Genomic DNA, 22,101 nt, shown 5'->3' with positions numbered 1-22,101 from the left:
GCTGTTGTTGCTGTTCCAGCTGTTGAGCCCAACGCGCTCCGGCTGTCCTTGAGTCCATCCCGACTCGGCTGCTGTCCCCTTTCCCGCCCCTGATCCAGGGCCACCCCTTCCGTCCGTGACCCGGGCGGACGGCACGCGAGACCCCAGCCCCCACTCTTCCGCCGAGGACCCACCCCACCCCCATGAACAGCGACAACGACCTCCAGATCGCCGGCGACATCCTCGAAGTCCCGCACCTGCTGCAGCCCCCGCGCGAGCACCCGGCCACCGTCGCCGAGTTCGTCGGCCTGGCCCGCGCCATCGCCGCCGACCGCTCCCAGTGGGAGCACCTCGTCCGGTACGACGCCACGACGCGCTGGTACCACCGGCTGCGCACGGGCCCCGGCTACGAGGTGTGGCTGCTGTCCTGGGTGCCGGGACAGGGCAGCGGGCTGCACGACCACGGCAGGTCCTCCGGCGTGCTGACCGTCCTGGAGGGCACGCTGACCGAGCGGACCGAGCGGGGCACGCGCGCGTTGGGGTCGGGCGCGCAGCGGGTGTTCGCGCCGGGGTATGTGCACGAGGTCGTCAACGACACGCTGGAGCCTGCGGTCAGCCTGCACGTCTACTACCCGGGCCTGACCGAGATGCCCATGCACACCTCCCCGAACTGCGAGGTGGGCGCGCGGCCCCGCCGGGTGACTGCCTGACGCTCGGCTGGCCGACACTCGGCTGCCTGACGCGTTGTCGTACCCGCCTGCCAGACTTGCTCCCATGCGCATTGTGGTTCTGGCAGGCGGCATCGGTGGTGCCCGGTTCCTGCGCGGTCTGAAGCGAGCCGTGCCGGACGCGGACGTCACGGTCATCGGCAACACCGGCGACGACATCCACCTCTTCGGGCTCAAGGTCTGCCCGGACCTCGACACGGTGATGTACACGCTCGGCGGCGGCATCAACGAGGAGCAGGGCTGGGGGCGGGCCGAGGAGACCTTCCACCTCAAGGAGGAACTCGCGGCGTACGGGGCCGAGCCGGGCTGGTTCGGGCTCGGCGACCGGGACTTCGCCACGCACATCGTGCGGACGCAGATGCTGAGCGCCGGTTATCCGCTGAGCGCGGTGACCGAGGCGCTGTGCGACCGATGGAAGCCGGGCGTGCGGCTGATCCCGATGACCGACGACCGCGTCGAGACGCATGTCGCGGTCACGCTGCCCGACAGCGGCTCCGCCGCGGGCTCCGGCGAGCGCAAGGCGGTCCACTTCCAGGAGTACTGGGTGCGGCTGCGGGCGTCGGTCCCGGCGGAGGCGGTCGTACCGGTCGGGGCCGAGCAGGCGAAGCCCGCGCCCGGGGTGCTGGAGGCGATCGCGGAGGCGGACGTGATCCTCTTCCCGCCGTCCAACCCCGTCGTGTCCATCGGCACGATCCTGGCCGTGCCCGGCATCAGGGAAGCGATCGCCGACGCCGGGGTACCGGTGGTGGGCCTCTCCCCCATCGTCGGGGACGCGCCCGTGCGCGGGATGGCCGACAAGGTGCTCGCGGCGGTCGGCGTGGAGTCCACCGCGGCGGCGGTGGCCGAGCACTACGGCTCGGGGCTCCTCGACGGCTGGCTCGTCGACACCGTGGACGCCGGTTCGGTGGAGCGGATCGAGACGGCGGGCATCCGCTGCCGGGCCGTACCGCTGATGATGACCGATACGGACGCGACCGCGCAGATGGCCCGGGAGGCACTGGCGCTGGCCGAGGAGGTGCGGGGAGCTTGAGCGAAAAAGCACCCGAGTACCGGGTCTGGGCCGTCGGCGGGATTCCCGAGGTCCAGCGGGGCGACGACCTCGGCAAGCTGATCGCCGCCGCCGAACCCGGGCTGCTCGACGGGGATGTGCTCCTCGTCACCTCCAAGATCGTGTCGAAGGCGGAGGGCCGGATAGTCGAGGCGGCCGACCGGGAGGCGGTGATCGACGCCGAGACCGTGCGGGTCGTGGCCCGGCGCGGGCCGCTGCGGATCGTCGAGAACCGGCAGGGCCTGGTCATGGCGGCCGCCGGGGTCGACGCCTCCAACACCCCTTCGGGGACGGTGCTGTTGCTGCCGGAGGATCCGGACGCGTCCGCGCGGGCGATCCGGGACGGGCTGCGCGACGCCCTCGGTGTCGACGTCGGAGTCGTGGTCACCGACACGTTCGGACGACCGTGGCGCGCGGGGCTGACGGACGTCGCGATCGGCGCCGCGGGGGTGCGCGTGCTGGACGATCTGCGTGGGGGTACGGACGGGTACGGCAATCCGCTCAGCGCCACGGTCGTGGCCACGGCGGACGAACTCGCCGCCGCGGGCGACCTCGTCAAGGGCAAGGCGGCCGGCCTGCCGGTCGCCGTGGTGCGCGGGCTGCCGCACGTGGTGGGCGGGGACCACGAGGAAGGGGCACGGGCGATGGTGCGCGACGCGCGCGACGACATGTTCCGGCTCGGCACCTCCGAGGCGGTACGGGAGGCGGTGACCCAGCGGCGTACCGTACGGGCCTTCACCGACGAGCCCGTCGACCCGGGAGCGGTACGGCGGGCGGTGGCCGCGGCGGTGACCGCGCCGGCCCCGCACCACACCACGCCGTGGCGCTTCGTCCTGCTGGAGTCCGAGGAGTCCCGGACCCGGCTGCTCGACGCCATGCGCGACGCGTGGATCGCCGACCTCGCGCGGGACGGCAAGACGCAGGAGTCGATCGCCAAGCGGGTGCGGCGCGGGGACGTGCTGCGCAACGCGCCCTACCTGGTCGTGCCCTGTCTCGTCATGGACGGCTCGCACACCTACGGCGACGCGCGGCGGGACACGGCCGAGCGGGAGATGTTCGTGGTCGCCACGGGCGCGGGCGTGCAGAACCTCCTGGTCGCGCTGGCCGGGGAGCGGCTCGGTTCGGCCTGGGTGTCGTCGACGATGTTCTGCCGGGACGTGGTGCGCGAGGTGCTCGGGCTTCCGCAGGACTGGGACCCCATGGGGGCGGTGGCGGTCGGACATCCGGCTGAGGCGCCGCGGCCCCGGCCGGAGCGGGAGGCGGGGGCGTTCATCGACGTCCGGTGACCGTGCCGTACGACCGCCCGGTCTGGGCCGTACGACCGCCTAGTCTCGTAGGACAGCTCCGGCATCCCAGGGGATCACTCGTGGCAGGACGTTTCGCTCCGCGGCCCACGCGTACGACCGTGCGCGGTGGGCATGTCGCCGTGCCCGTCGGGACGGGGGTGCCGCGGCAGACCGGCGGGGCCGGGCGGGTGCGCAGCTGGGTGCCGGAGGGGACGCTCGATCTCGGGCTGGTGCTCGGGCCGCTGCGGCGCGGACCGGCCGACCCGACGTTCCGGGCCATGCCGGACGGGTCCGTGTGGCGGGCCAGCCGGACACCCCTCGGGCCGGGGACGCTGCGGGTCGCGGTGTACGGCGGTGAGGTGCGCGGGGAGGCATGGGGACCGGGAGCCGAGTGGCTGCTGGAACGGTTGCCCGAGTTGCTGGGCGCCGCCGACGACCCCGACGCCTTCGCGCCGCGGCACCGTCTGGTGGCGCTTGCCCGGCACCGGCGGCCCGGGCTCAGGCTGACGCGGACCGGGCTGGTGCTGGAGTCGCTGATTCCGTCGATTCTGGAGCAGAAGGTCACGACCGACGAGGCGTACCGGGCGTGGCGGCTGCTGGTGCGGAAGTTCGGGGAGCCGGCGCCGGGGCCCGCGGCGGGTTCACGGCTGTGGGTGATGCCCGAGCCTCGGACGTGGGCGCTGATTCCGTCCTGGGAGTGGCATCGGGCCGGGGTCGACAACAAGCGGGCGTCGACGATTCTGCGGGCCGTGCGGGTCGCTGCGCGGCTGGAGGAGGCGGTCGGGATGGAGCCGGCGGCCGCGCAGGCGCGGTTGGAGGTTGTGCCGGGGGTCGGGCCCTGGACGTCGGCGGAGACCGTGCAGCGCAGTCATGGGGCGCCGGATGCGGTGACCGTCGGGGATCTTCATCTGCCGGGGATCGTGGGGTGGGCGCTGGCCGGGGACCGGTATGCGGACGACTCCGTGATGCTGGAGTTGTTGGAGCCGTATGCCGGGCAGCGGCATCGGGCGGCTCGGTTGATCTTGTTGAGCGGGAAGACGCCGGCGCGGAGGGCTCCGAAGATGCCTCGGGGGGACATCGGTCGGTTGTGAGGTGGGCGTCGGCTGGGTGGGCGCCCGGTGCTGGTGCTGGGCGGGGGTGGGTCGCGCGGCCCGGCGCTGCGGGGTGCCTCCCCCAAGCTCTCAACTTCGTTCGAGCAGGGGACCCCCATCGCCCGCCCGTGCCGCCCCAGCGGCACGACTGCCGGCAGCTGCGCCGCCTATTGGTCCGACGAGAAGCGGAGCGCCCGTGCTGGGATTTGGGCGTCGCACCACACCCGTACTCCCTCGCGGAGTTCGTTGTCCGGGCCCACGATCGCGCCGTCTCCGATGACCGTGCCGGTGAGGACCGAGCGTTCGCCGACACGGGCGCGGGTGCCGATGAGGGAGTCGGTGATGACGGCGCCGGGTTCGATGACGGCGCCGGGGAGGATCGTGCTGCCGAAGACCCGCGCCCCCTCCGCGACGAACGCGCCCTCGCCCACCACCGTGCCGCCGGTCAGCTTCGCGTCCGGCGCCACCCGTGCCGTCGGCAGGATCAGCCGGTCGCCGCAGCGGCCCGGGACCGCGGGGGACGGCGCCCGGCCGAGGACCAGGTCCGCCGAGCCGCGGACGAAGGCGGCGGGGGTGCCCAGGTCGAGCCAGTAGGTGGAGTCGACCAGGCCCTGGAGGTGGGCTCCGGCGGAGAGGAGGCCCGGGAACGTCTCCCGTTCCACCGACACCGGGCGGCCCGCCGGGATCGTGTCGATGACCGAGCGGCGGAAGGCGTACGCCCCCGCGTTGATCTGGTCGGTGACGATCTCCTCCGGTGTCTGCGGCTTCTCCAGGAAGGCGAGCACCCTGCCCGTCTCGTCCGTGGGGACCAGGCCGTAGGCGCGGGGGTCGGTCACCTTCGTCAGGTGCAGGGACACGTCCGCGCCCGTCGACTCGTGCGTGCGCACCAGCGCCCTGATGTCCAGGCCCGTCAGGATGTCGCCGTTGAACACCAGTACCGAGTCGTCGGGGCCCGAGTGGAGGTGCGCGGCCGCGTTGCGGATGGCGCCGCCCGTGCCGAGGGGCTCCTCCTCGGTGACGTACTCGATGTGCAGGCCGAGCGCGGCGCCGTCACCGAAGTACGGCTCGAACACCTCGGCCAGATAGCTCGTCGCCAGCACGATGTGCTCGACGCCCGCCGCTCTCGCGCGGGCCAACTGGTGTGTGAGGAACGGGACTCCGGCTGCCGGGACCATGGGCTTGGGCGTGTGCACCGTGAGCGGACGGAGCCGGGTGCCTTTGCCGCCGACCAGGAGGATCGCTTCTGTCACCTGTCGTCTCTGCTTCCTGCCGGGACCGGCCGAAGTGTGTTTCGGCCGGCCAGTGTATGCAGACCGTGCGACGGCGCCCTCGATGGCCACGCGGTGTCCCGCGACATCGGCATGCGGTTTCCCCCGACTGTCCCCGACGGCGATGCACGCGCGCCCCGGCCTCAGCGCCCCTGGTAGCGCGCCGCGTCGGAACGGGCGGTGCCGAGCTTGGAGTAGAGCTTCTTTCCTGGGCACTGCGTGGCGAACCCGTCCCGATGGCCGGAGATCACGTTCAGTCGTACGTTCTTCCCCTTTGGGTAGAGATTGCCACCACCCGACGTCAGATATGTCTTTCCGCGCGGATTGATCCCGTAGAGCCCGAGCTTCCACGCGGTGAGTTTGGCGATGGCCTTCACCGCCGCGGAGGCCGGCTTGGTCGTGCCGTAACTGCCGAGGACCGCGATGCCCATGGTGTTCGAGTTGAAACCGCGGGTGTGTGCGCCCATGACCGCCTTGGCGGCACCCCCGGCCCGGCCCTCGTAGATGTTTCCGCACTTGTCGACGAGGAAGTTGTAGCCGATGTCCCGCCATCTCATGCTCTTGACGTGATAGCGGTAGATACTGCGAATGACGGACGGGGCCTGTGCGCAGGTGTACTTGTTGCCCCCCGCGCTGTGGTGCACGAAGGCGGCCTTGATCTTCTTCGTGTAGACGAAGCCCCGTTCGCGCAGGCTCTCGTCCGCGCCCCAGCCGTGCCGTGTCACGATCCGGGGGCGCGGTCCGATGTACGGCTTCGCGCTCTGGGCCTGGGTCAGTTCGCCCGACCGCAGGGCCAGCAGTTCGATCTCGGTGTCCCGGCGGTTCAGCGCGGGGATCTCGGCGGCTCCCAGGCGGGTCAGCGCCAGGTCGGTGTTGACGGCGGAGGCGGCGATGTCACCCAGGCTGTCGGTGCGGGCGACCTCGCCCGGGGGGACGTCGTTCCCCGGGGAGTCGGCGCGGGGCCCGGCGGCGGGGCGGCCCACGGGCGCCGGCTCCGTGGCGGGGTCGACGCCGGGGTCGACGAGTTCCAGACGCAGCCCCGAGGGGAGAAGGGGCCGGCCGGCGGCGCCGCCGTCGCGGCCGGGGCCCGCCGCGTCTTCGGCGGCCGCGCGCACGCGCACCTCCACGCCGTCAGAGTCGCCGACCCACAGCGGTGCCGTCGCGCCGCGCACCCGGCCCAAGGTGCGCTCCGCCGTGCCCGGGTCGGCACCGTCCTCGTTGTGCGTCTCGACGTCCTGCCAGCCCGACCAGGCGCCGCCCGCCGCGTCGCGGGTGCGGACCTGGACCCCGCCGCGGAGTTCGGTGTCAGGGTTGTCCCAGATGACACCGACCAGGGAGAAGTGACGCACATTCCGGCGGTGCAGGCCCTGTTCGGGGGCCACTCCGTGGACGCGGTCGCGGGTGAGGGGGACGAGCGGGAGCGACTGGGTGGCGCCGGCGACGGCCGGCGCCGGGAGTCTCATGGGTGCGGCGGCAGCCGCGGGCAGGGTCGGCGGGAGGGTGAGGGCGGCCGCGCAGGTGACACCGGCCGAGGAGACACCGAGCGAGGAGGCGAGGAATCCATGCATGCCCCTCATCCTGGATATATCCATATAATCCTGTCCATTTGGAAATTGACGGGTCGTCGGGTTCCGTTCCTCCGAACCGGTGGCCCCGCCGCCCGGTGAGCGGCCCCCGCGCCGCGTACGCTTGCGCGGGTGAACGCCACCGATCGCACCCCTGCCGACCTGCTGCGTTCCGCGCTCGCCGCGGATCCCGGACGCCCCCTGGTGACCTTCTACGACGACGCCACGGGCGAACGCGTCGAACTGTCCGTGGCCACCTTCGCCAATTGGGTGGCCAAGACGGCGAATCTGCTCCAGGGCGATCTCGCCGCAGGGCCCGGCGACCGGGTCGCGCTGCTGCTGCCCGCGCACTGGCAGACGGCGGTGTGGCTGCTGGCGTGTTCGTCGGTGGGCGCGATCGCGGACGTGGCCGGTGACCCGGCGGCGGCCGATGTCGTCGTGAGCGGCCCGGACTCGCTGGAGGCGGCACGCGCCTGCCGCGGGGAGCGGGTCGCCCTCGCGCTGCGGCCGCTGGGCGGGCGCTTCCCGCAGCCGCCGGAGGGCTTCATGGACTACGCCGTCGAGGCGCCGAGCCAGGGGGACCGGTTCGCTCCGTTCGCGCCGGTGGATCCCGAGGAGCCGGCGCTGATCGTGGCCGGGGCGGAGTACACGGGGGCCGAGGTCGTGGACCGGGCCCGGACGGACGCGCCGTCGCTGGACCTGACCGGGCCGGGATCCAGGCTGCTCTCGGGGCTGTCGTACGACACGTGGGAGGGGCTGAGCGCGGGGCTGTACGCGCCGTTGGCCGTCGGCGGGTCCGTGGTGCTGTGCCGGCATCTGGGCCGGCTGGACGAGGATGCGCTGGCCAAGCGGATCGAGAGCGAGCGGGTGACTGCGTCGCGTCACTGACGGGGTGCAGAGGTCGTGTGACGGCTACCGGTCCGTCGTGGCCGGTCGCGCAGTTCCCCGCGCCCCTGAGGGAATCGCAGTCACCCGTATGGCGTAGTACCGGCCGCCTCGGCGCCCCACCCCGGGTCATCGTCGTAGGAGCAGGACGACACGCTCGTACGCCATGAGGGGTGGCCCGCCCGTGACCGACACTGCAGGTACTCCTTCCTCGGGCACCCTCGGTCCCGGTGCGGGTGCCTCAGCCACCGGTGACGGGCTGATACGGCGGCGCCGTCGGCGCTGGACACAGGGTGCCGCCCTGGGAGGGGCCTTCCTGGTGCTCGCGGCGGGCGGGGCCGGATGGGCCGTGTACGCGAAGCTCAGCGGCAACATCACGGCCGACGAGGCGGCCGCGGCCGAGCTGGCCCGCTATGAGCGGGAGCGGCCCACCCCGCTGGTGCGCGGCGCGCAGAACATCCTGCTGATCGGGTCCGACACCCGCTCGGGCGCGGGCAACGGCAAGTACGGGCGGGATCAGGGGACGGAGCGGTCCGACACCGCGATCCTGCTGCACCTGGCGGCCGACCGGAAGAGCGCCACCGCGGTGTCCCTCCCCCGCGATCTGATGGTGCGCGTGCCGAGCTGCCGGCGGGCGGACGGCAGCCGCAGCGAGCCGACCTGGGCGATGTTCAACTACGCCTTCGCGGTGGGCGGTTCCGCGTGCAGCATCCGTACCGTGGAGAACCTGACGGACATCCGGATCGACCATCATGTCGTCGTCGACTTCAGCGGGTTCAAGGAGATGGTCGACGCCGTCGACGGCGTGCAGGTGTGCCTGAAGGGGCCCATCGACGACAAGGCCGCCAAGCTGAAGCTGCCCGCGGGAAGGGTCACGCTCGACGGCGAGCAGGCGCTCGGCTATGTGCGGGCCCGCAAGTCGCTCGGCGACGGAAGCGACACCGACCGCATGGACCGGCAGCAAGGCTTCCTCGGGGCGCTGGTCAACAAGGTGCGGAGCAATGACGTACTGCTGAATCCCGTGAAGCTCTACCCCGTGCTGGACGCGGCGACCTCGTCGCTCACCACCGACCCGGAGCTGGCCAGCTTGCGCGGTTTGTACCAATTGGTGCGCGGGCTGCGGGACATCCCCACCGAACATGTGCAGTTCCTGACCGTCCCACGGGAGTCGTACGCCCACGACGCCAATCGCGACCAACTGGTGGAGCCCGCGGCCGAGCGGCTCTTCTCGCGACTGCGCACCGACAGGCCGGTGACCGTTTCCTCGAAATCAGCAACGAAGAGTGGCAATTCGGGCAGGGGCGGCAACGAGAAGAGCGACCCCTCCGCCGAACCCACATTCCACGGGACCACGGCCGCCGAGAACACCTGCGGGTAAAACGTGCTCCAAGACGACGAACTTTTGTTCCGAAGAATGAGGCGGATTGCCCGCTTGTAGGGACGTGGAATTTGTCACCGGCGTCACCCAACGCTGAACTGGGCGGATAGTGTGAGCGATCCGGTGCACCACGCCGCGAGCTCCGACCTGGGGTCGTGCACTGATTGACCGAGACCCGAGCGCCTTGAGGGGGGAAGGCGCCGCGTGGCCCCAACGGAGGATTCGGACAACCGTGGACGCGCAAGGCCGTGGGCGGGCGGACAACATCGATCCCGCAGACCAGTGGGTACTCAATCCGAGCACCGGTGAATACGAACTGCGACTGACTCCTTCCGCTCCGCAGTCGGCGGTCCCTGGCCCCCGTAGACCACGCAGTGGCGGCGGTTCGGCCGGCGGGGCGCGCGGGCGGAAGCCCGCGCCGAGGCGCGAGGAGTCCGAGACACCGAGCCGGGAGGTTCCGGCGCAGCGCAGGCGCCGGGGCGAGCCCGAGCCGCCGCCGGGGCGCCGCACCAGGCGGCCGGTGAAGACGAAGTCGAAGGCGAAGAAGATACTGCTGTGGACCGGCGGGGTGATGGCCTTCGTCCTGGTCGCCGTATCGGCCGCCGCCTACCTCTACATCCAGCACCTCAACGACAACATCACGTCCGTCTCCGACGACGGCGCGAGCACCGGTGGCTTCAGCAAGGACAAGGCGATCAACATCCTGCTGATCGGCACCGACAAGCGCACCGGCAAGGGCAACGAGGGCTACGGCGACGCCGGCAGCGTCGGCCACGCCGACACCAACATCCTGCTGCACCTGTCCAAGGACCGGTCGAACGCCACCGCGCTGAGCATCCCGCGCGACCTGATCGTGAACATCCCGGACTGCCCGACGAAGCAGCCCGACGGCTCCGAGAAGGTCATCCCGGGCACCGACAACGTCCGCTTCAACACCAGCCTCGGGCAGGACGGACGGACGCCCAGCTGCACCGTGCGCACCGTGACGGAGCTGACCGGGATCAAGCCGGACAACTTCATGGTCGCCGACTTCAACGCGGTCAAGACGCTGACCGAGGCGGTCGGCGGCGTCGAGGTCTGCCTGGGCAAGAACATCGACGACCCGGACTCGCACCTGAAGCTGTCGAAGGGCACCCACAACATCTCCGGTGAGCAGGCACTGGCCTTCGTACGGACCCGGCACGCCGTCGGCTTCGGCGGTGACCTGAGCCGGATCGGGCTGCAGCAGCAGTTCCTGAGCGCGCTGATGCGCAAGCTCAGCTCCAACTCGACGCTCAGCAGCCCGACGAAGATGCTGAAGCTCGCGGAGACCGGCACCAAGGCACTGACCGTCGACTCCCAGCTGGACACCATCGGCAAGCTGAAGGACCTCGGTCTGGAGCTGGGCAAGCTCAACCCGAAGAACCTGACCTTCACGACGGTGCCGGTCGTGGACAACCCGGCCGAGAAGGTCAAGGCGACCGTCGTCCTCAACGACGCGAAGGCCCCCGCGGTCTTCCAGGCGATCAAGGGCGATGTCTCCTTCAGTGACGTGAAGAAGAAGCAGAAGGCCGCCAAGGACGCCCAGGCCGCCCGGCTCAAGGGCACCAAGGCCGACGCCTCCGAGGTGCGGGTGCGCATCCTCAACGGCGGGGCGGCGGCCGGCAGCGCGCAGGAGACCCTGCAGTGGCTGCAGAACGACGAGGGCGTGCTCAAGTCGGAGAACGCGGGCAACGCTCCGGCGGAGCTGAGCAAGACCACACTCGAGTACGCTCCCGACCAGGCGGCCCAGGCGCGCAGGCTGGCCGCCATCATGGGTCTTTCCGGATCCGCGATGAAGCCCGGCAAGAGCGTGACCAACTCCCAGGGACTGCCCGCGATGACGCTGACCCTGGGCAAGGACTTCAAGGGTGCGGGTGTGTCCCTCACCACTCCGACAAAGGCGCCGGATGTTGATAAGTCCACGGCAGACAAGGTGACATGCGCCAAGTAGGTAACCCAACGGGTCCCTCGTGCGTCTAACCCGACGCGGGAGGGACCCGTTGTCAGGCGCAGGGTGGGGAGGGCAGGCAGTTGGCGCAGAGCAGTGTGCGGGGGGAGGTTCCTGCGGTGGAGGACACCATGTCGCTCACACCGAGGGAGCCGAGCGCGGACGGTGGCGGACGGCACGGCGGAGGGCGGCGCAGAGGCGGTCCGGACGGCGGCCCGCCGCGGCGCAGACGGCGTGTGCTGCGCTGGTCGGCCACGGTGCTCTCGGTGGTGATACTCGGCACGGCCGGCGCCGGATACCTGTACTACCAGCACCTCAACGACAACATCCGCAAGGGCCAGCGCAGCAGCGGCGACTCCAAGGCGAGGAGGACCGAGCCCAACGCGGCCGGCCAGACGCCGCTGAACATCCTGCTGATCGGCTCCGACAGCCGTAACTCCGACGAGAACGTGAAGCTCGGCGGCAGCAAGGACAACCGCGGCAATCCGCCGCTCGGCGACGTGCAGATGCTCATCCACCTGTCCGCGGACCGCAAGAGCGCCGCGATGGTGAGCATTCCGCGGGACACCCGGGTCGACATCCCCAAGTGCACGGACCCCGGCACCGGCAAGACGTACCCGGCGACCAACGGCATCATCAACGAGTCGCTCGCCCGTGGCGGCGCCGGCTGCACGCTGGCCACCTGGGAGAACCTCACCGGGGTCTACATCGACCACTGGATGACGATCGACTTCGCGGGTGTGGTGCGGATGGCCGACGCCATCGGCGGCGTCGACGTCTGTGTGAAGCAGAACGTGTGGGACCACCCGACGGCCTCGGTGCCGGGAGGCTCCGGCCTGAAGCTGACGGCGGGCTCGCACAAGGTCGAGGGCAAGCAGGCCCTGCAGTGGCTGCGCACCCGGCACGCCTGGGGCAGTGACCTGATGCGCGCGCGGGCCCAGCACATGTACCTGAACTCGATGATCCGCACGCTGAAGCACCAGAACGTCTTCACCGACACCGGGCGGCTGACGGACCTGGCCGAGGCGGCCACGAAGTCCCTCCAGGTCTCCGAGGAGATCGGCACGGTCAAGAAGCTGTACGACCTGGGCATGGAACTCAAGTCGGTGCCGACGGACCGCATCACCTCGGTGACGATGCCGAACGTCGCGGATCCGCAGAACGCCGACCACGTCGTGCCGGACCCCACCAACGCCGAGAAGGTGTGGCAGATGCTCCGTGACGACGTGCCGCTCGACAAGAACGGCAAGGCGTCCGGCGCGAAGAAGAAGACCGGCACGAGCACGCCCACCAAGACTCCCTCGGTCGACCCGGGCCGGCTCGGCGTGCAGGTGCAGAACGCCACCCGCACCGCCACCGAACTGCCGGTCGGCCAGCGGGCGAGCGCGATCGCCCAGGTGCTCGCGGGCAAGGGCTTCACCAGGGCCGCGGCGGACACGACGGTGACGCTGTCCGCGGACAAGACAGTCGTGCAGTACCCGAGCGCGGATCTGGAGGGTGACGCCCAGGCCGTCGCCAAGTCGCTGGGGATTCCGCTGACCGCGGTGAAGAAGTCGACCGCCGTGTCGGGTGTCACCGTCGTCGTCGGCGCCGACTGGCGCACGGGCTCGACGTACCCGAAGCAGTCCCCGCCGAAGGCCGGCGACCTGCCCAGCAACTCCGACGCCATCAACGGCTCGGACACCAAGCAGTGCATGGACGTCTACAAGGTCTACCAGTGGTAGTGCCGTCCGCGTAGCTCGCCCGGTGCCGGCGCCCGCCCCTGTCGCGGTGCGCCGGCACCGCGGTCTTCGTACGCACAGGTGGCTCATACATGTCTGCAGAACAATGCGGCGTGCCCGGGTGCTGAGGCCCGGCGCCGGTGGCAGGAGCGGGTGGGAGGGCACGCAGTGGTGCGGAGCAGTGTGCGCGGGGAGGTGCCCCCGCTCGAAGGGCTCGACGCGGCCGACGCGGTCGACGACGCGATGGTCCGCGCACCGCAGGGCCAGGACGTGCCGGGCGGCAACGGTGCCCGCAGGCCGCGCAGACGGCGTGTGCTGCGCTGGACGGCGGTGGTCCTGGCGGTGGCGACACTCGGCACGGCAGGCGCCGGATACCTCTACTACCGGCACCTCAACGCCAACCTGAAGAAGGACGCGCTCAACATCGGCGACGCCAAGGACCGTGCGGCCGAGTCCAAGGCGAACGCGGCGGGCCAGAAGCCGCTGAACATCCTGCTCATAGGCTCCGACGCGCGGAACACCGCGGAGAACCAGAAACTCGGCGGCGCCAAGGACACCTTCAACACGGCGCCGCGCGCCGACGTCCAGATGCTGGTCCATGTCTCGGCCGACCGCACCAACATGTCGGTGATCAGCATGCCGCGCGACACACTGCTGCAGATCCCCAAGTGCACGGACCCCGACACCGGCAAGGTGTACGCGGCGAGCACCTCACTGGCCATGACGAACGACTCCCTGGGCCGCGGCGGCCCCGGCTGCACGGTGGCGACCTGGGAGAAGCTGACCGACATCCACATCGACCACTTCATGATGGTCGACTTCTCGGGCGTGGTGTCCATGGCGGACGCGATCGGCGGTGTCCCGGTGTGCGTGGACGCCGACATCTACTCGCACACCGCCTCCGGCCACGGCTCGGGCCTGAAGCTGAAGAAGGGCACCACCTCCATCAAGGGCAAGCAGGCCCTGCAGTGGCTGCGCACGCGGTACGGCTTCGAGGACGGCAGCGACATCGCCCGGACCAAGGCCCAGCACATGTACATGAACTCGATGGTCCGCCAGCTGCGCGCCAACGCCACGCTCGGCAACCCCGGCAAGCTGCGCGACCTGGCCGAGACGGCCACCGAGGCGCTGACGGTGGACACCGGCCTCGGGACCGTGACGCAGCTCTACGACCTGAGCAAGGAGCTGAAGAAGGTCCCCACCCGGCGCATCACCATGACGACGATGCCGTGGGTGTACTCCTCGGACGGCAACCGGGTGCTGCCCGAACCCGCTGATGCGGCGAAGCTGTTCCGGCTGGTCCGCGAGGACATCGCGCTGGACGGCAAGGACAAGAAGAAGACCACGAAGACCAAGACGTCCACCGACCCCGCCGCGGCGGACGACAGGATCGCCGTGCAGGTGCAGAACGCCACGCGGAGCGGCACCGAGGCCGCGGTCACCGGCCGGGCGGCCACGATCGCCCGGCTGCTCGTCGGCAAGGGCTTCGACCAGGCGGTCGCGGACACGTCCACGCTGCTCGGCGAGGACGAGACGGTCGTCCGCTACCCGAGCGCCGACCTGGAGGGCGACGCCCAGCGGGTCGCCAAGGCACTCGGTGTCCCGGCCCGTCAGGTGAAGAAGTCGACGGACGTGTCCGGGGTCACGCTGGTGGTGGGCGCGGACTGGCGCTCGGGCACCGAGTACACCGCCGCGGAGGACGACGACGAGACGCCGGAGTCGGCCGGCGCCCTCAACGGCGCGGACACCAAGGCCTGTATGCACGTCGACCCGGACTACACCTGGTAGTAGTCCGGGCCGGAGCGGGTGCGGCGGTGCTCAGTCGGCGGCGAGCACCGCCGGACGGCGGGACGCGATGACCCGCTTCGCCAGCGCCTTCGGGCTGGTCAAAAAGCCCCAGCCCCACGACATGTGCATGGTGGCGAGGGCCACGGGGATCTGCAGCCGGGCCTTCAGCGGCAGCCCCTTGCCCGCCGGGAGCGACCCCGCGACGATCGCCGCGAGATAGCCGCCGGGGATCACGAAGCCCAGCGGGGTCAGTGCCGCGCCGACCACGATGCCCGCCGCGATCGCGCACACGGCGGTCGGCGGGGCGAGGTAGCGCAGGTTGATGGAGCCCTCGTGGTAGCGGGCGACGACATGCCGCCAGCGGCCGTAGTCCTTGTACTGCTTGGCGAGCGCCCTCACGCTGGGCCGCGGCCGGTACGACACCCTCAGCTCCGGCGAGAACCAGATCAGCCCGCCGGCCTCGCGGATGCGGAAGTTCAGCTCCCAGTCCTGGGCGCGGATGAACTCCTCGTTGTAGCCGCCCTGCCGCTCGAGGGCCTCGCGCCGGAAGACGCCGAGGTAGACGGTCTCGGCCGGGCCCGCCTCCCCGCCGGTGTGGAAGGCCGCGTTGCCGACGCCGATCTTCGAGGTCATCGCGGCCGCGACCGCGTGCTCCCAGTCGTTCTCGCCCTCGGCGTGCATGATGCCGCCGACGTTCTGCGCGCCGGTCTCCTCCAGGAGCCGTACGGCGGTCTCGATGTAGTTCGGCGAGAGCATGCCGTGGCCGTCGACGCGTACCACGATCGGGTGGCCGGAGGCCTTGATCGCGGCGTTGAGGGCGGCGGGCGTGCGGCCTGTCGGGTTCGGAACGGTGTGCACGCGCGGGTCTTCGCGAACGAGCTCGGCGGCGATCTCGTCCGTGCGGTCCGTGGACGGACCGAGGGCGATCACGACCTCCATCTCGCCGGCGTACTCCTGCGCGAGGATCGCTTGGACGGCCCCGCGCAGATGCCGCTCCTCGTCGAGGACGGGCATGATCACAGAAACGGCGGGGAGCCGCACGTCGGGCTTGGCGTTCATAGGGGGCTCACGTTACCGCGAACGGGGGACACCGTTGCGCGCCACCGGTCCACTGCCTCGGGCCGGAGATCGTATGGGCCTACGGTGCTCAGGATCCCACGTACGGCCCCGGGGCCACGGCCCGAGCGGAGGTTTCCCCATGCCCGCCACGCCGCCACGCTCCCCGGCACGGCCGCAGCGCCGTCCACAACCGCACCGGCCCACGCGTGCGCCGGTGCGGCCCGTACGGCGCAGGCGGCCGCGCTGGGCCATGCGGGCGGTGACGACCCTGTCCGTGGTGGTGCTCGCGTCCGCCGGGATCGGGCACGCGGTGGTCACCAGCCTCGACGCGGACATCGCCCGGGTCGACCCGTTCAGGGACATGAAGAACCGCCCGCAGGCGGGTCACGGCATGAACGTGCTGCTGGTGGGCACGGACGGCCGCGACAGGGTCACGGAGCAGGAGCGGCGGAAGTACCGGCTCGGCGGGGCGCCGTGCCACTGCACCGACACCATCATGATCGTGCACATCTCGGAGGACCGGGAGCGGGCCAGCGTGGTGAGCCTGCCGCGCGACTCGTACGCCGAGCTGCCCGAGCACGTCGACGAGACCACCGGCGCCCGCCACGGCCCGCACCCGATCAGGATCAACGCGGCGTACGCGGAGGGCGGGCCGCAGCTGACCGTGCGCACGGTCGAGAGCATGACCCGTGTGAAGATCGACCACTATCTGGAGGTCGACTTCACCACCTTCATGAAGACCGTGGACGTGCTCGGCGGGGTCAGGATCTGTACGACGAAGCCGCTCAAGGACTCCTACACCGGCCTCGACCTCGCGGCCGGGACCCACACCCTGATGGGCGGACAGGCCCTGCAGTACGTCCGCTCGCGGCACATCGACGGGGCGAGCGACCTGGGCCGGATGAAGCGCCAGCAGCGGTTCCTGGCGGCGCTGATCGAGCGGGCGACCTCGTCCGGGGTGCTGCTGAACCCGCTGAAGTTCCGTGATGTGACACGGGCCGTGCTGGGGTCGGTGCGGGCGGACCAGGGCTTCGGCACCGACGAGCTGCTGGACCTGGGCCGGGCGATGCGGAACTTCTCCCCGTCGTCCTCCGAGTTCATGACGGTCCCGATCGGCCGGCTGGGATATGTCGTGCCGGGCATCGGCTCGACCCTGAAGTGGGACCGGCCCAAGGCGGACCAGTTGTTCCGGTCCCTGCGCGACGACAAGCCGCTGGCCGTGAACCGTCCGCCGCGTCTGCGGGCCGAGACGGTGGACGTGGCCCCGCAGCAGATCCGTGTGCAGGTGGAGAACGGCACCGGCACCGCGGGGCTGGCCAAGCGCGTCGACGCGGCCCTGGCCGCGACCGGCTTCGCCACCACCCACCAGCCCGCGACCTCGAAGGAACACTCCGTACGACGGACGGTGATCGTCTACGACCCCCGCTGGGACCGCTCGGCCAGATCCCTGGCTGCGGCGCTCCCGGGCAGCGAGCTGCGGGCGGAACCCGGGCGGGGGCCGCTCCTGAAGGTGATCGCCGGGTCCGACTTCAAGGACGTGCGCAAGGTGAAGCCGGAGGACCCGCCCGAGGCGGAGTCCCAGGCGGTGCGGGGGGACGAGGTGGTGTGCGGGGCGTAGCGGCGACCCGCGACGGCGCGGGCCGGTCAGTCCTCGTACCCCTGTGCCGCGCGCTTCTCGCGCAGCTCCTTGATCGCGTGGCGGCGGGCCAGGCGGTGGGTGCGGCGGATCTGGGCCTCCTGGTAGCGGCGTTTGTCGCGCTCGGTCTCCGGGAGGACCGGGGGGACCCGGCGGGGCTTGCCGTCCTCGTCGACCGCCGCGAAGACCAGATACGCGGAGCCGACCTGGGTGGGCGGGGCCGACTCGTTCCAGCGTTCCGCGAGGACCCGGACGCCGACCTCCATCGAGGTCCGGCCGGTCCAGTTGACCTGTGCCTTCACATGGACCAGATCGCCGACGCGCACCGGCTCCAGGAACGCCATCTCGTCCATGGACGCGGTGACGGCGGGGCCGCCGGAGTGGCGCCCGGCCACGGCGCCCGCCGCGTCGTCCACCAACTTCATGATCACGCCGCCGTGCACCGTGCCCAGCAGGTTGGTGTCGTTGTGGGTCATGATGTGGCTGAGGGTGGTGCGGGACGCCGAGGTGGGCTTGCCCGGTATGTCCATTCCTTCCGCGTCTGCGGGGGAAACCTGGTCTGTCATGCCCCCCACCTTATGCCGAAGTGACATTCGGGGAATTTGTGTCAGCTTCGCAACAGCACGGCCCTGATTTTCCGATGACCCTTGTAAGGGACACGGCCACGCACTGCACACTGGGGCGCATGAACGATTGGCCCGAGGCATGGTCCGACGAAAACCGCGGCAACCGGTACGGACGCGGTAGCGCCAGCGCGCACCCCGAGGGCGCCCGCGTGATGCGCCAGGTCCGGCGCGGCCCGGCGACCCCGCCCGGGCAGGGCGGGTACGGCAACGGCGGCCGGTCGGCGCCGCCGTACGGCGCCGGGGTCCCGCAGCAGCCGTCGTACGTCGACGGCCAGGGATACGACGACGGCTACGACGACTACGACAGCGGCTACAACACCGGCCAGGTGTACGGCGGTGGTGGTGGCGGTTTCGTCCCCAACGACAACGACATGGACCCGGACGTCGGCCAGTACCGGCCGCGGCCGAACTGGCGCAAGCGCCTCAAGTGGACGGCGATCACCCTCGCCACCGTGCTGGTCGTCACATCCGTGGCGACCTACTTCTGGGCCGACTCCAAGCTCCACCGCGACGTCGACCTGTCGAAGGTCATCGACCGGCCGGAAACGGGCTCGGGCACCAACTACCTCATCGTCGGCTCAGACAGCCGCAAGGGCATGTCGTCCGCGGACAAGAAGAAGCTGCACACCGGCTCCGCCCAGGGCCAGCGCACCGACTCGATGATGATCCTGCACGTCGGCGACAACGGCGACACGCTGATCTCGCTGCCGCGTGACTCGAACGTCACGATTCCGAAGTTCCAGGGCTCGGAGTCCGGCAAGATCAGGGGCCCGCTCGGTACGAACAAGCTGAACGCGGCGTACGCGTTCGACGGCCCGACGCTCCTCGTGCGCACCATCGAGTACAACACCGGCCTGCACATCGACCACTACGTGGAGATCGGCTTCGCCGGCTTCGCGAACATAGTCGACGCCGTCGGCGGCGTCGAGATCGACATCGACAAGGGCTTCAAGGACAAGTACTCGGGCGCGGACTTCAAGGCCGGCAAGCAGACGCTGAACGGCGAGGAGGCACTCGCCTTCGTCCGCACCCGGCACGCCTTCGCGACCAGCGACCTCCAGCGCACGAAGAACCAGCAGAAGTTCCTGTCGGCCCTGGCCCACCAGGTGGCCACGCCCTCGACGGTCCTGAACCCCTTCAAGTTCTACCCGACCATGGGCGCGGGCCTGGACTCCCTGACCGTCGACAAGGACATGAGCCTGTGGGACCTGGCCTCCATGTTCTGGGCGATGAAGGGCGTCAGCGGCGGTGACGGCAAGTCCATGAACATGCCGATCTCCGGCTCTTCGGGCGGCAACCTCGTCTGGGACAAGGCGAAGGTGAAGACGCTGGTGGACGAGCTGAAGAACGACGACCCGGTCACCGTCTCCGGCAACTAGGCCGTACCGGCCGCGAGGATCGCCACATGGGGAAGGGCCAGGCGCCCTTCCCCATCGGCGTATTCGGCGCTCAGTCGCTCGTACGCCCGCCTGATCCGTACGACCGTCCGCGCGTCCTGCGACGTCACGACCAGCCCCACGGTGGCGACCCCGCCGGCCGCTCCGCCCCACCACTCCTCCACCGTGGTCCGGTGGTTCCAGGTGTGCTCGGTGGCGCCCTCGTCGGTGAAGCCGGCCTCCGCCAGCAGTTTCGCGAGGCCCTCCGGAGTCCGGGGGAAGTCCTCGGCGGGGTCCAGGCGGGGCAGGTGTGCGGGCGGTACGGCCCCGCCCTCGGCGCAGGCCCGGCCGAGCAGTTCCTGACCGGCGCCGCGGCGCGCGCCCCACAGCGTCAGGGCGATCCGCCCGCCGGGCTTCAGCACCCGGCGCAGCTCCGCGAGCGCGGCGCGCGGGCGGCCGACGTGATTGAGGACGAAGTTGCCCACGACGGCGTCGAACTCGCCGTTGGCGAAGGCCAGTTCAGGAAGGACTGCGACGCGCGCGTCGATGCCGCGCTCCCGGGCCGCCGCCACCATCCCGGCGTCCGCGTCCACGGCACACACCCGGGCCCCGCGCCCCAGCGCGGCCAGGGCCGCCGTACCCGTCCCGGTGCCGGCGTCGAGGACCCGTGTCCCCTCGGTCACCCCCGCCGCCTCCAAGAGCACGTCGACCGGGTGCGCGCACAGCCGGCCGAAGCTGTCGGCGTACGCCGCGGCCCGCCCCTCCCACATGGCGCGTTCGGCGGCGTCGAAGGCAGCGGTCGCATCGGACGAGATCCCCATGGGCACAGCCTGTCGCACAAGCGATCAAGGGCACCCGGCGGGGGTGCCCCTGAGCGGCGTCGGGCCGGCGTCACATACGGGCGCCCGCCATCGTGCGGCAGGTCTCGGCGCAGCGGCGACACGCCTCCGCGCAGCGCATCATCTGTGGGTCGTCGGGCATGGCCATACACGCCTCGGCGCACATGTCGCACGCCTTGGCACACATCGCGCACATCTCGGCGGACATGGGCGAGCGGCGCATCATCATGTCCGCGCACATACGGGTCATCTCGGAGCAGTCCATGAGCGCGCGCATGATCTGCATCTGGGCCTGGCCGCCCATCTGCATGCAGTTGCTCATCGTCTCCTCGCACGTGGCGTGGCAGGACATGCAGGCCTGGACGCAGTCCTGCATCTCCTTGCTCATGGCGCTCATGGTTCCGGGCTGGGTCATGGCTCCTCCTGAGAGGGAGAGGGGCCCTGGGCGGGCCCCGTGTGCTTCCGTCCTACGCCCGACCGCCGGGTAGTGCCATTCGTACGACGGCTCCCCCGACGGCTCCTTGCACCCGACGAGCGGAAGGCGCCCCGCGGGGCGCCTTCCTCGAACTCCTGCAACTGCCGCTTACGGCAGGTTCCTCGCCATCACGATCCGCTGGACCTGGTTCGTGCCCTCGTAGATCTGCGTGATCTTCGCGTCGCGCATCATCCGCTCCACCGGGTAGTCCCGCGTGTAGCCGTAGCCGCCGAGGAGCTGGACCGCGTCCGTGGTGACCTCCATCGCCACGTCCGAGGCGAAGCACTTGGCGGCCGCGCCCTGGAAGGTGAGGTCGCGGTCGCCGCGCTCGGACTTGGCGGCGGCCGCGTAGGTCAGCTGGCGGGCGGCCTCGATCTTCATGGCCATGTCGGCGAGCATGAACTGGATGCCCTGGAAGTCGGCGATCGGCTTGCCGAACTGCTTGCGCTCCTGGACATAGCCCTTGGCGTAGTCGAAGGCGCCCTGCGCCACGCCGAGCGCCTGGGCGGCGATCGTGATGCGGGTGTGGTCCAGGGTCTTCATCGCGGTGGCGAAGCCGGTGCCCTCCTCGCCGATGATGCGGTCGGCGGGGATGCGGACGTTGTCGAAGTAGACCTCGCGGGTCGGCGAGCCCTTGATGCCGAGCTTCTTCTCCGGGGCGCCGAAGGAGACGCCCTCGTCCGACTTCTCGACGACGAAGGCCGAGATGCCCTTGGTGCGCCGGGACGGGTCGGTCACCGCCATGACGGTGTAGTACTCGGAGACGCCGGCGTTGGTGATCCAGCGCTTGACGCCGTTGAGGACGTAGTGGTCGCCGTCGCGGACCGCCTTCGTCGTCATGCCGCCCGCGTCCGAGCCCGCCTCCGGCTCGGAGAGGCAGTACGAGAACATCGCTTCGCCCTTGGCCAGCGGCGACAGGTACTTCTTCTTCAGGTCCTCGGACCCGGAGAGGATCACCGGGAGCGAACCCAGTTTGTTCACCGCGGGGATGAGGGAGGAGGAGACGCAGGCGCGTGCCACCTCCTCGATCACGATCACGGTGGCCAGGGCGTCCGCGCCCGCGCCGCCGTACTCCTCCGGTACGTGCACGGCGTGCAGGTCGCCCGCGACCAGGGCGTCCAGTGCCTCCTGCGGGAAGCGTGCCTCCTCGTCCACCGCGGCGGCGAACGGCGCGATCTTCGCCTCGACCAGCGAACGGACGGCGTCGCGGAGCATGTCGTGCTCCTCGGACGGGCGGTACAGGTCGAAGTCAGCCGATCCGGCCACGGTCTCTCACGCTCCAAAGACGCAGTGATACTGACGCTAATTACCGTTAAGTAACTCAAATTTTAAAGGGCCGCCCACGACGCGCCTACGTGAGCTTGGCGACAGCCGGGAAATTGCC

The 22,101-nt window shown here is 70.8% G+C and carries 18 protein-coding genes; 11 read left to right on the top strand and 7 right to left on the bottom strand.

From position 1 onward, the window contains the following. Positions 1 to 182 precede the first annotated feature (182 nt). The 4 genes from ACFY1J_RS25910 to ACFY1J_RS25895 all read left to right on the top strand — a co-directional run bounded on the left by ACFY1J_RS25910 (position 183) and on the right by ACFY1J_RS25895 (position 4,132). Positions 183 to 689: a cysteine dioxygenase gene (locus ACFY1J_RS25910; RefSeq protein WP_390709980.1), complete on the top strand. Its 507-nt coding sequence runs from the start codon at positions 183 to 185 to the stop codon at positions 687 to 689. A gap of 64 nt (positions 690 to 753) precedes the next feature. Beyond that, entirely contained in the window at positions 754 to 1,737 is a 984-nt protein-coding gene (gene cofD / locus ACFY1J_RS25905; protein WP_390732018.1) for a 2-phospho-L-lactate transferase, read from the top strand. Beyond that, positions 1,734 to 3,041, top strand: a complete 1,308-nt coding sequence (locus ACFY1J_RS25900; protein ID WP_390732017.1) for a coenzyme F420-0:L-glutamate ligase — start codon at positions 1,734 to 1,736, stop codon at positions 3,039 to 3,041. Before cofD ends, ACFY1J_RS25900 begins: the two co-directional genes overlap by 4 nt. 80 nt (positions 3,042 to 3,121) lie before the next feature. Next, positions 3,122 to 4,132 (top strand): DNA-3-methyladenine glycosylase family protein, encoded by a 1,011-nt coding sequence (locus ACFY1J_RS25895; RefSeq protein ID WP_390732016.1) that lies wholly within the window; start codon positions 3,122 to 3,124, stop codon positions 4,130 to 4,132. 167 nt (positions 4,133 to 4,299) lie between these two features. Here the strand turns inward: ACFY1J_RS25895 and ACFY1J_RS25890 are convergent, their stop codons facing one another. Together ACFY1J_RS25890 and ACFY1J_RS25885 are read right to left on the bottom strand one after the other, a co-directional pair. After that, the gene (locus ACFY1J_RS25890) at positions 4,300 to 5,382 is read right to left on the bottom strand and encodes a sugar phosphate nucleotidyltransferase (RefSeq protein WP_390709976.1); all 1,083 of its coding nucleotides are present in this window, start codon (positions 5,380 to 5,382) and stop codon (positions 4,300 to 4,302) included. Between the two features lie 161 nt (positions 5,383 to 5,543). Continuing rightward, entirely contained in the window at positions 5,544 to 6,968 is a 1,425-nt protein-coding gene (locus ACFY1J_RS25885; RefSeq protein WP_390732015.1) for a peptidoglycan recognition protein, read from the bottom strand. Between the two features lie 129 nt (positions 6,969 to 7,097). On the opposite strand from ACFY1J_RS25885, the gene ACFY1J_RS25880 reads away from it, so the two are divergent. From ACFY1J_RS25880 to ACFY1J_RS25860, 5 genes are all read left to right on the top strand, one after another. Beyond that, positions 7,098 to 7,853: a TIGR03089 family protein gene (locus tag ACFY1J_RS25880; RefSeq protein WP_390709974.1), complete on the top strand. Its 756-nt coding sequence runs from the start codon at positions 7,098 to 7,100 to the stop codon at positions 7,851 to 7,853. 163 nt (positions 7,854 to 8,016) lie between these two features. Further along, the gene (locus ACFY1J_RS25875) at positions 8,017 to 9,228 is read left to right on the top strand and encodes an LCP family protein (protein WP_390732014.1); all 1,212 of its coding nucleotides are present in this window, start codon (positions 8,017 to 8,019) and stop codon (positions 9,226 to 9,228) included. A 232-nt stretch (positions 9,229 to 9,460) separates the two neighbouring features. Beyond that, positions 9,461 to 11,200 (top strand): LCP family protein, encoded by a 1,740-nt coding sequence (locus tag ACFY1J_RS25870; protein WP_390709972.1) that lies wholly within the window; start codon positions 9,461 to 9,463, stop codon positions 11,198 to 11,200. Positions 11,201 to 11,328: 128 nt separating this feature from the next. Further along, positions 11,329 to 12,921: an LCP family protein gene (locus ACFY1J_RS25865; RefSeq protein WP_390732013.1), complete on the top strand. Its 1,593-nt coding sequence runs from the start codon at positions 11,329 to 11,331 to the stop codon at positions 12,919 to 12,921. A 165-nt stretch (positions 12,922 to 13,086) separates the two neighbouring features. Then, entirely contained in the window at positions 13,087 to 14,706 is a 1,620-nt protein-coding gene (locus tag ACFY1J_RS25860) for an LCP family protein (RefSeq protein ID WP_390732012.1), read from the top strand. Positions 14,707 to 14,736: 30 nt separating this feature from the next. Here the strand turns inward: ACFY1J_RS25860 and ACFY1J_RS25855 are convergent, their stop codons facing one another. Then, a complete protein-coding gene (locus ACFY1J_RS25855) occupies positions 14,737 to 15,765 on the bottom strand; it encodes a glycosyltransferase family 2 protein (protein WP_390709969.1) in 1,029 nt (342 codons plus the stop codon). Between the two features lie 139 nt (positions 15,766 to 15,904). On the opposite strand from ACFY1J_RS25855, the gene ACFY1J_RS25850 reads away from it, so the two are divergent. After that, complete coding sequence (locus ACFY1J_RS25850) at positions 15,905 to 17,383, top strand: LCP family protein (protein ID WP_390709968.1); 1,479 nt, start codon at positions 15,905 to 15,907, stop codon at positions 17,381 to 17,383. Positions 17,384 to 17,409: 26 nt separating this feature from the next. On the opposite strand, the gene ACFY1J_RS25845 is transcribed toward ACFY1J_RS25850, so the two are convergent. After that, positions 17,410 to 17,967, bottom strand: coding sequence for an acyl-CoA thioesterase (locus ACFY1J_RS25845; RefSeq protein WP_390709967.1), 558 nt, complete (start codon positions 17,965 to 17,967; stop codon positions 17,410 to 17,412). Between the two features lie 119 nt (positions 17,968 to 18,086). Here ACFY1J_RS25845 and ACFY1J_RS25840 point away from each other — a divergent pair, with 119 nt between their 5' ends. Continuing rightward, positions 18,087 to 19,406 (top strand): LCP family protein, encoded by a 1,320-nt coding sequence (locus ACFY1J_RS25840; RefSeq protein WP_390709966.1) that lies wholly within the window; start codon positions 18,087 to 18,089, stop codon positions 19,404 to 19,406. Here ACFY1J_RS25840 and ACFY1J_RS25835 read toward each other — a convergent pair. From ACFY1J_RS25835 to ACFY1J_RS25825, 3 genes are all read right to left on the bottom strand, one after another. Further along, entirely contained in the window at positions 19,403 to 20,224 is an 822-nt protein-coding gene (locus tag ACFY1J_RS25835) for a class I SAM-dependent methyltransferase (RefSeq protein WP_390732011.1), read from the bottom strand. The genes ACFY1J_RS25840 and ACFY1J_RS25835 overlap by 4 nt on opposite strands. A 70-nt stretch (positions 20,225 to 20,294) precedes the next feature. Further along, the gene (locus ACFY1J_RS25830; RefSeq protein WP_390709964.1) at positions 20,295 to 20,657 is read right to left on the bottom strand and encodes a four-helix bundle copper-binding protein; all 363 of its coding nucleotides are present in this window, start codon (positions 20,655 to 20,657) and stop codon (positions 20,295 to 20,297) included. Between the two features lie 168 nt (positions 20,658 to 20,825). After that, entirely contained in the window at positions 20,826 to 21,983 is a 1,158-nt protein-coding gene (locus ACFY1J_RS25825; protein ID WP_390732010.1) for an acyl-CoA dehydrogenase, read from the bottom strand. Positions 21,984 to 22,101 lie beyond the last annotated feature (118 nt).

The sequence above is a fragment of the Streptomyces sp. NPDC001406 genome (genome assembly GCF_042895285.1).
GTDB lineage: Bacteria > Actinomycetota > Actinomycetes > Streptomycetales > Streptomycetaceae > Streptomyces.
The sequence above is the reverse complement of the archived record's forward strand: the minus strand, read 5'-3'. Positions and strand labels throughout refer to the sequence as shown.

Bases quoted from the DNA above. Each gene is read 5' to 3' on its own strand.
- ACFY1J_RS25840 (WP_390709966.1), top strand. From the start codon at position 18,087: ATGAACGATTGGCCCGAGGCATGGTCCGACGAAAACCGCGGCAACCGG.
- ACFY1J_RS25875 (WP_390732014.1), top strand. From the start codon at position 8,017: ATGAGGGGTGGCCCGCCCGTGACCGACACTGCAGGTACTCCTTCCTCG.
- ACFY1J_RS25850 (WP_390709968.1), top strand. From the start codon at position 15,905: ATGCCCGCCACGCCGCCACGCTCCCCGGCACGGCCGCAGCGCCGTCCA.
- ACFY1J_RS25845 (WP_390709967.1), bottom strand. From the start codon at position 17,967: ATGACAGACCAGGTTTCCCCCGCAGACGCGGAAGGAATGGACATACCG.
- ACFY1J_RS25855 (WP_390709969.1), bottom strand. From the start codon at position 15,765: ATGAACGCCAAGCCCGACGTGCGGCTCCCCGCCGTTTCTGTGATCATG.
- ACFY1J_RS25885 (WP_390732015.1), bottom strand. From the start codon at position 6,968: ATGCATGGATTCCTCGCCTCCTCGCTCGGTGTCTCCTCGGCCGGTGTC.
- ACFY1J_RS25830 (WP_390709964.1), bottom strand. From the start codon at position 20,657: ATGACCCAGCCCGGAACCATGAGCGCCATGAGCAAGGAGATGCAGGAC.
- ACFY1J_RS25835 (WP_390732011.1), bottom strand. From the start codon at position 20,224: ATGGGGATCTCGTCCGATGCGACCGCTGCCTTCGACGCCGCCGAACGC.
- cofD (WP_390732018.1), top strand. From the start codon at position 754: ATGCGCATTGTGGTTCTGGCAGGCGGCATCGGTGGTGCCCGGTTCCTG.
- ACFY1J_RS25910 (WP_390709980.1), top strand. From the start codon at position 183: ATGAACAGCGACAACGACCTCCAGATCGCCGGCGACATCCTCGAAGTC.
- ACFY1J_RS25865 (WP_390732013.1), top strand. From the start codon at position 11,329: ATGTCGCTCACACCGAGGGAGCCGAGCGCGGACGGTGGCGGACGGCAC.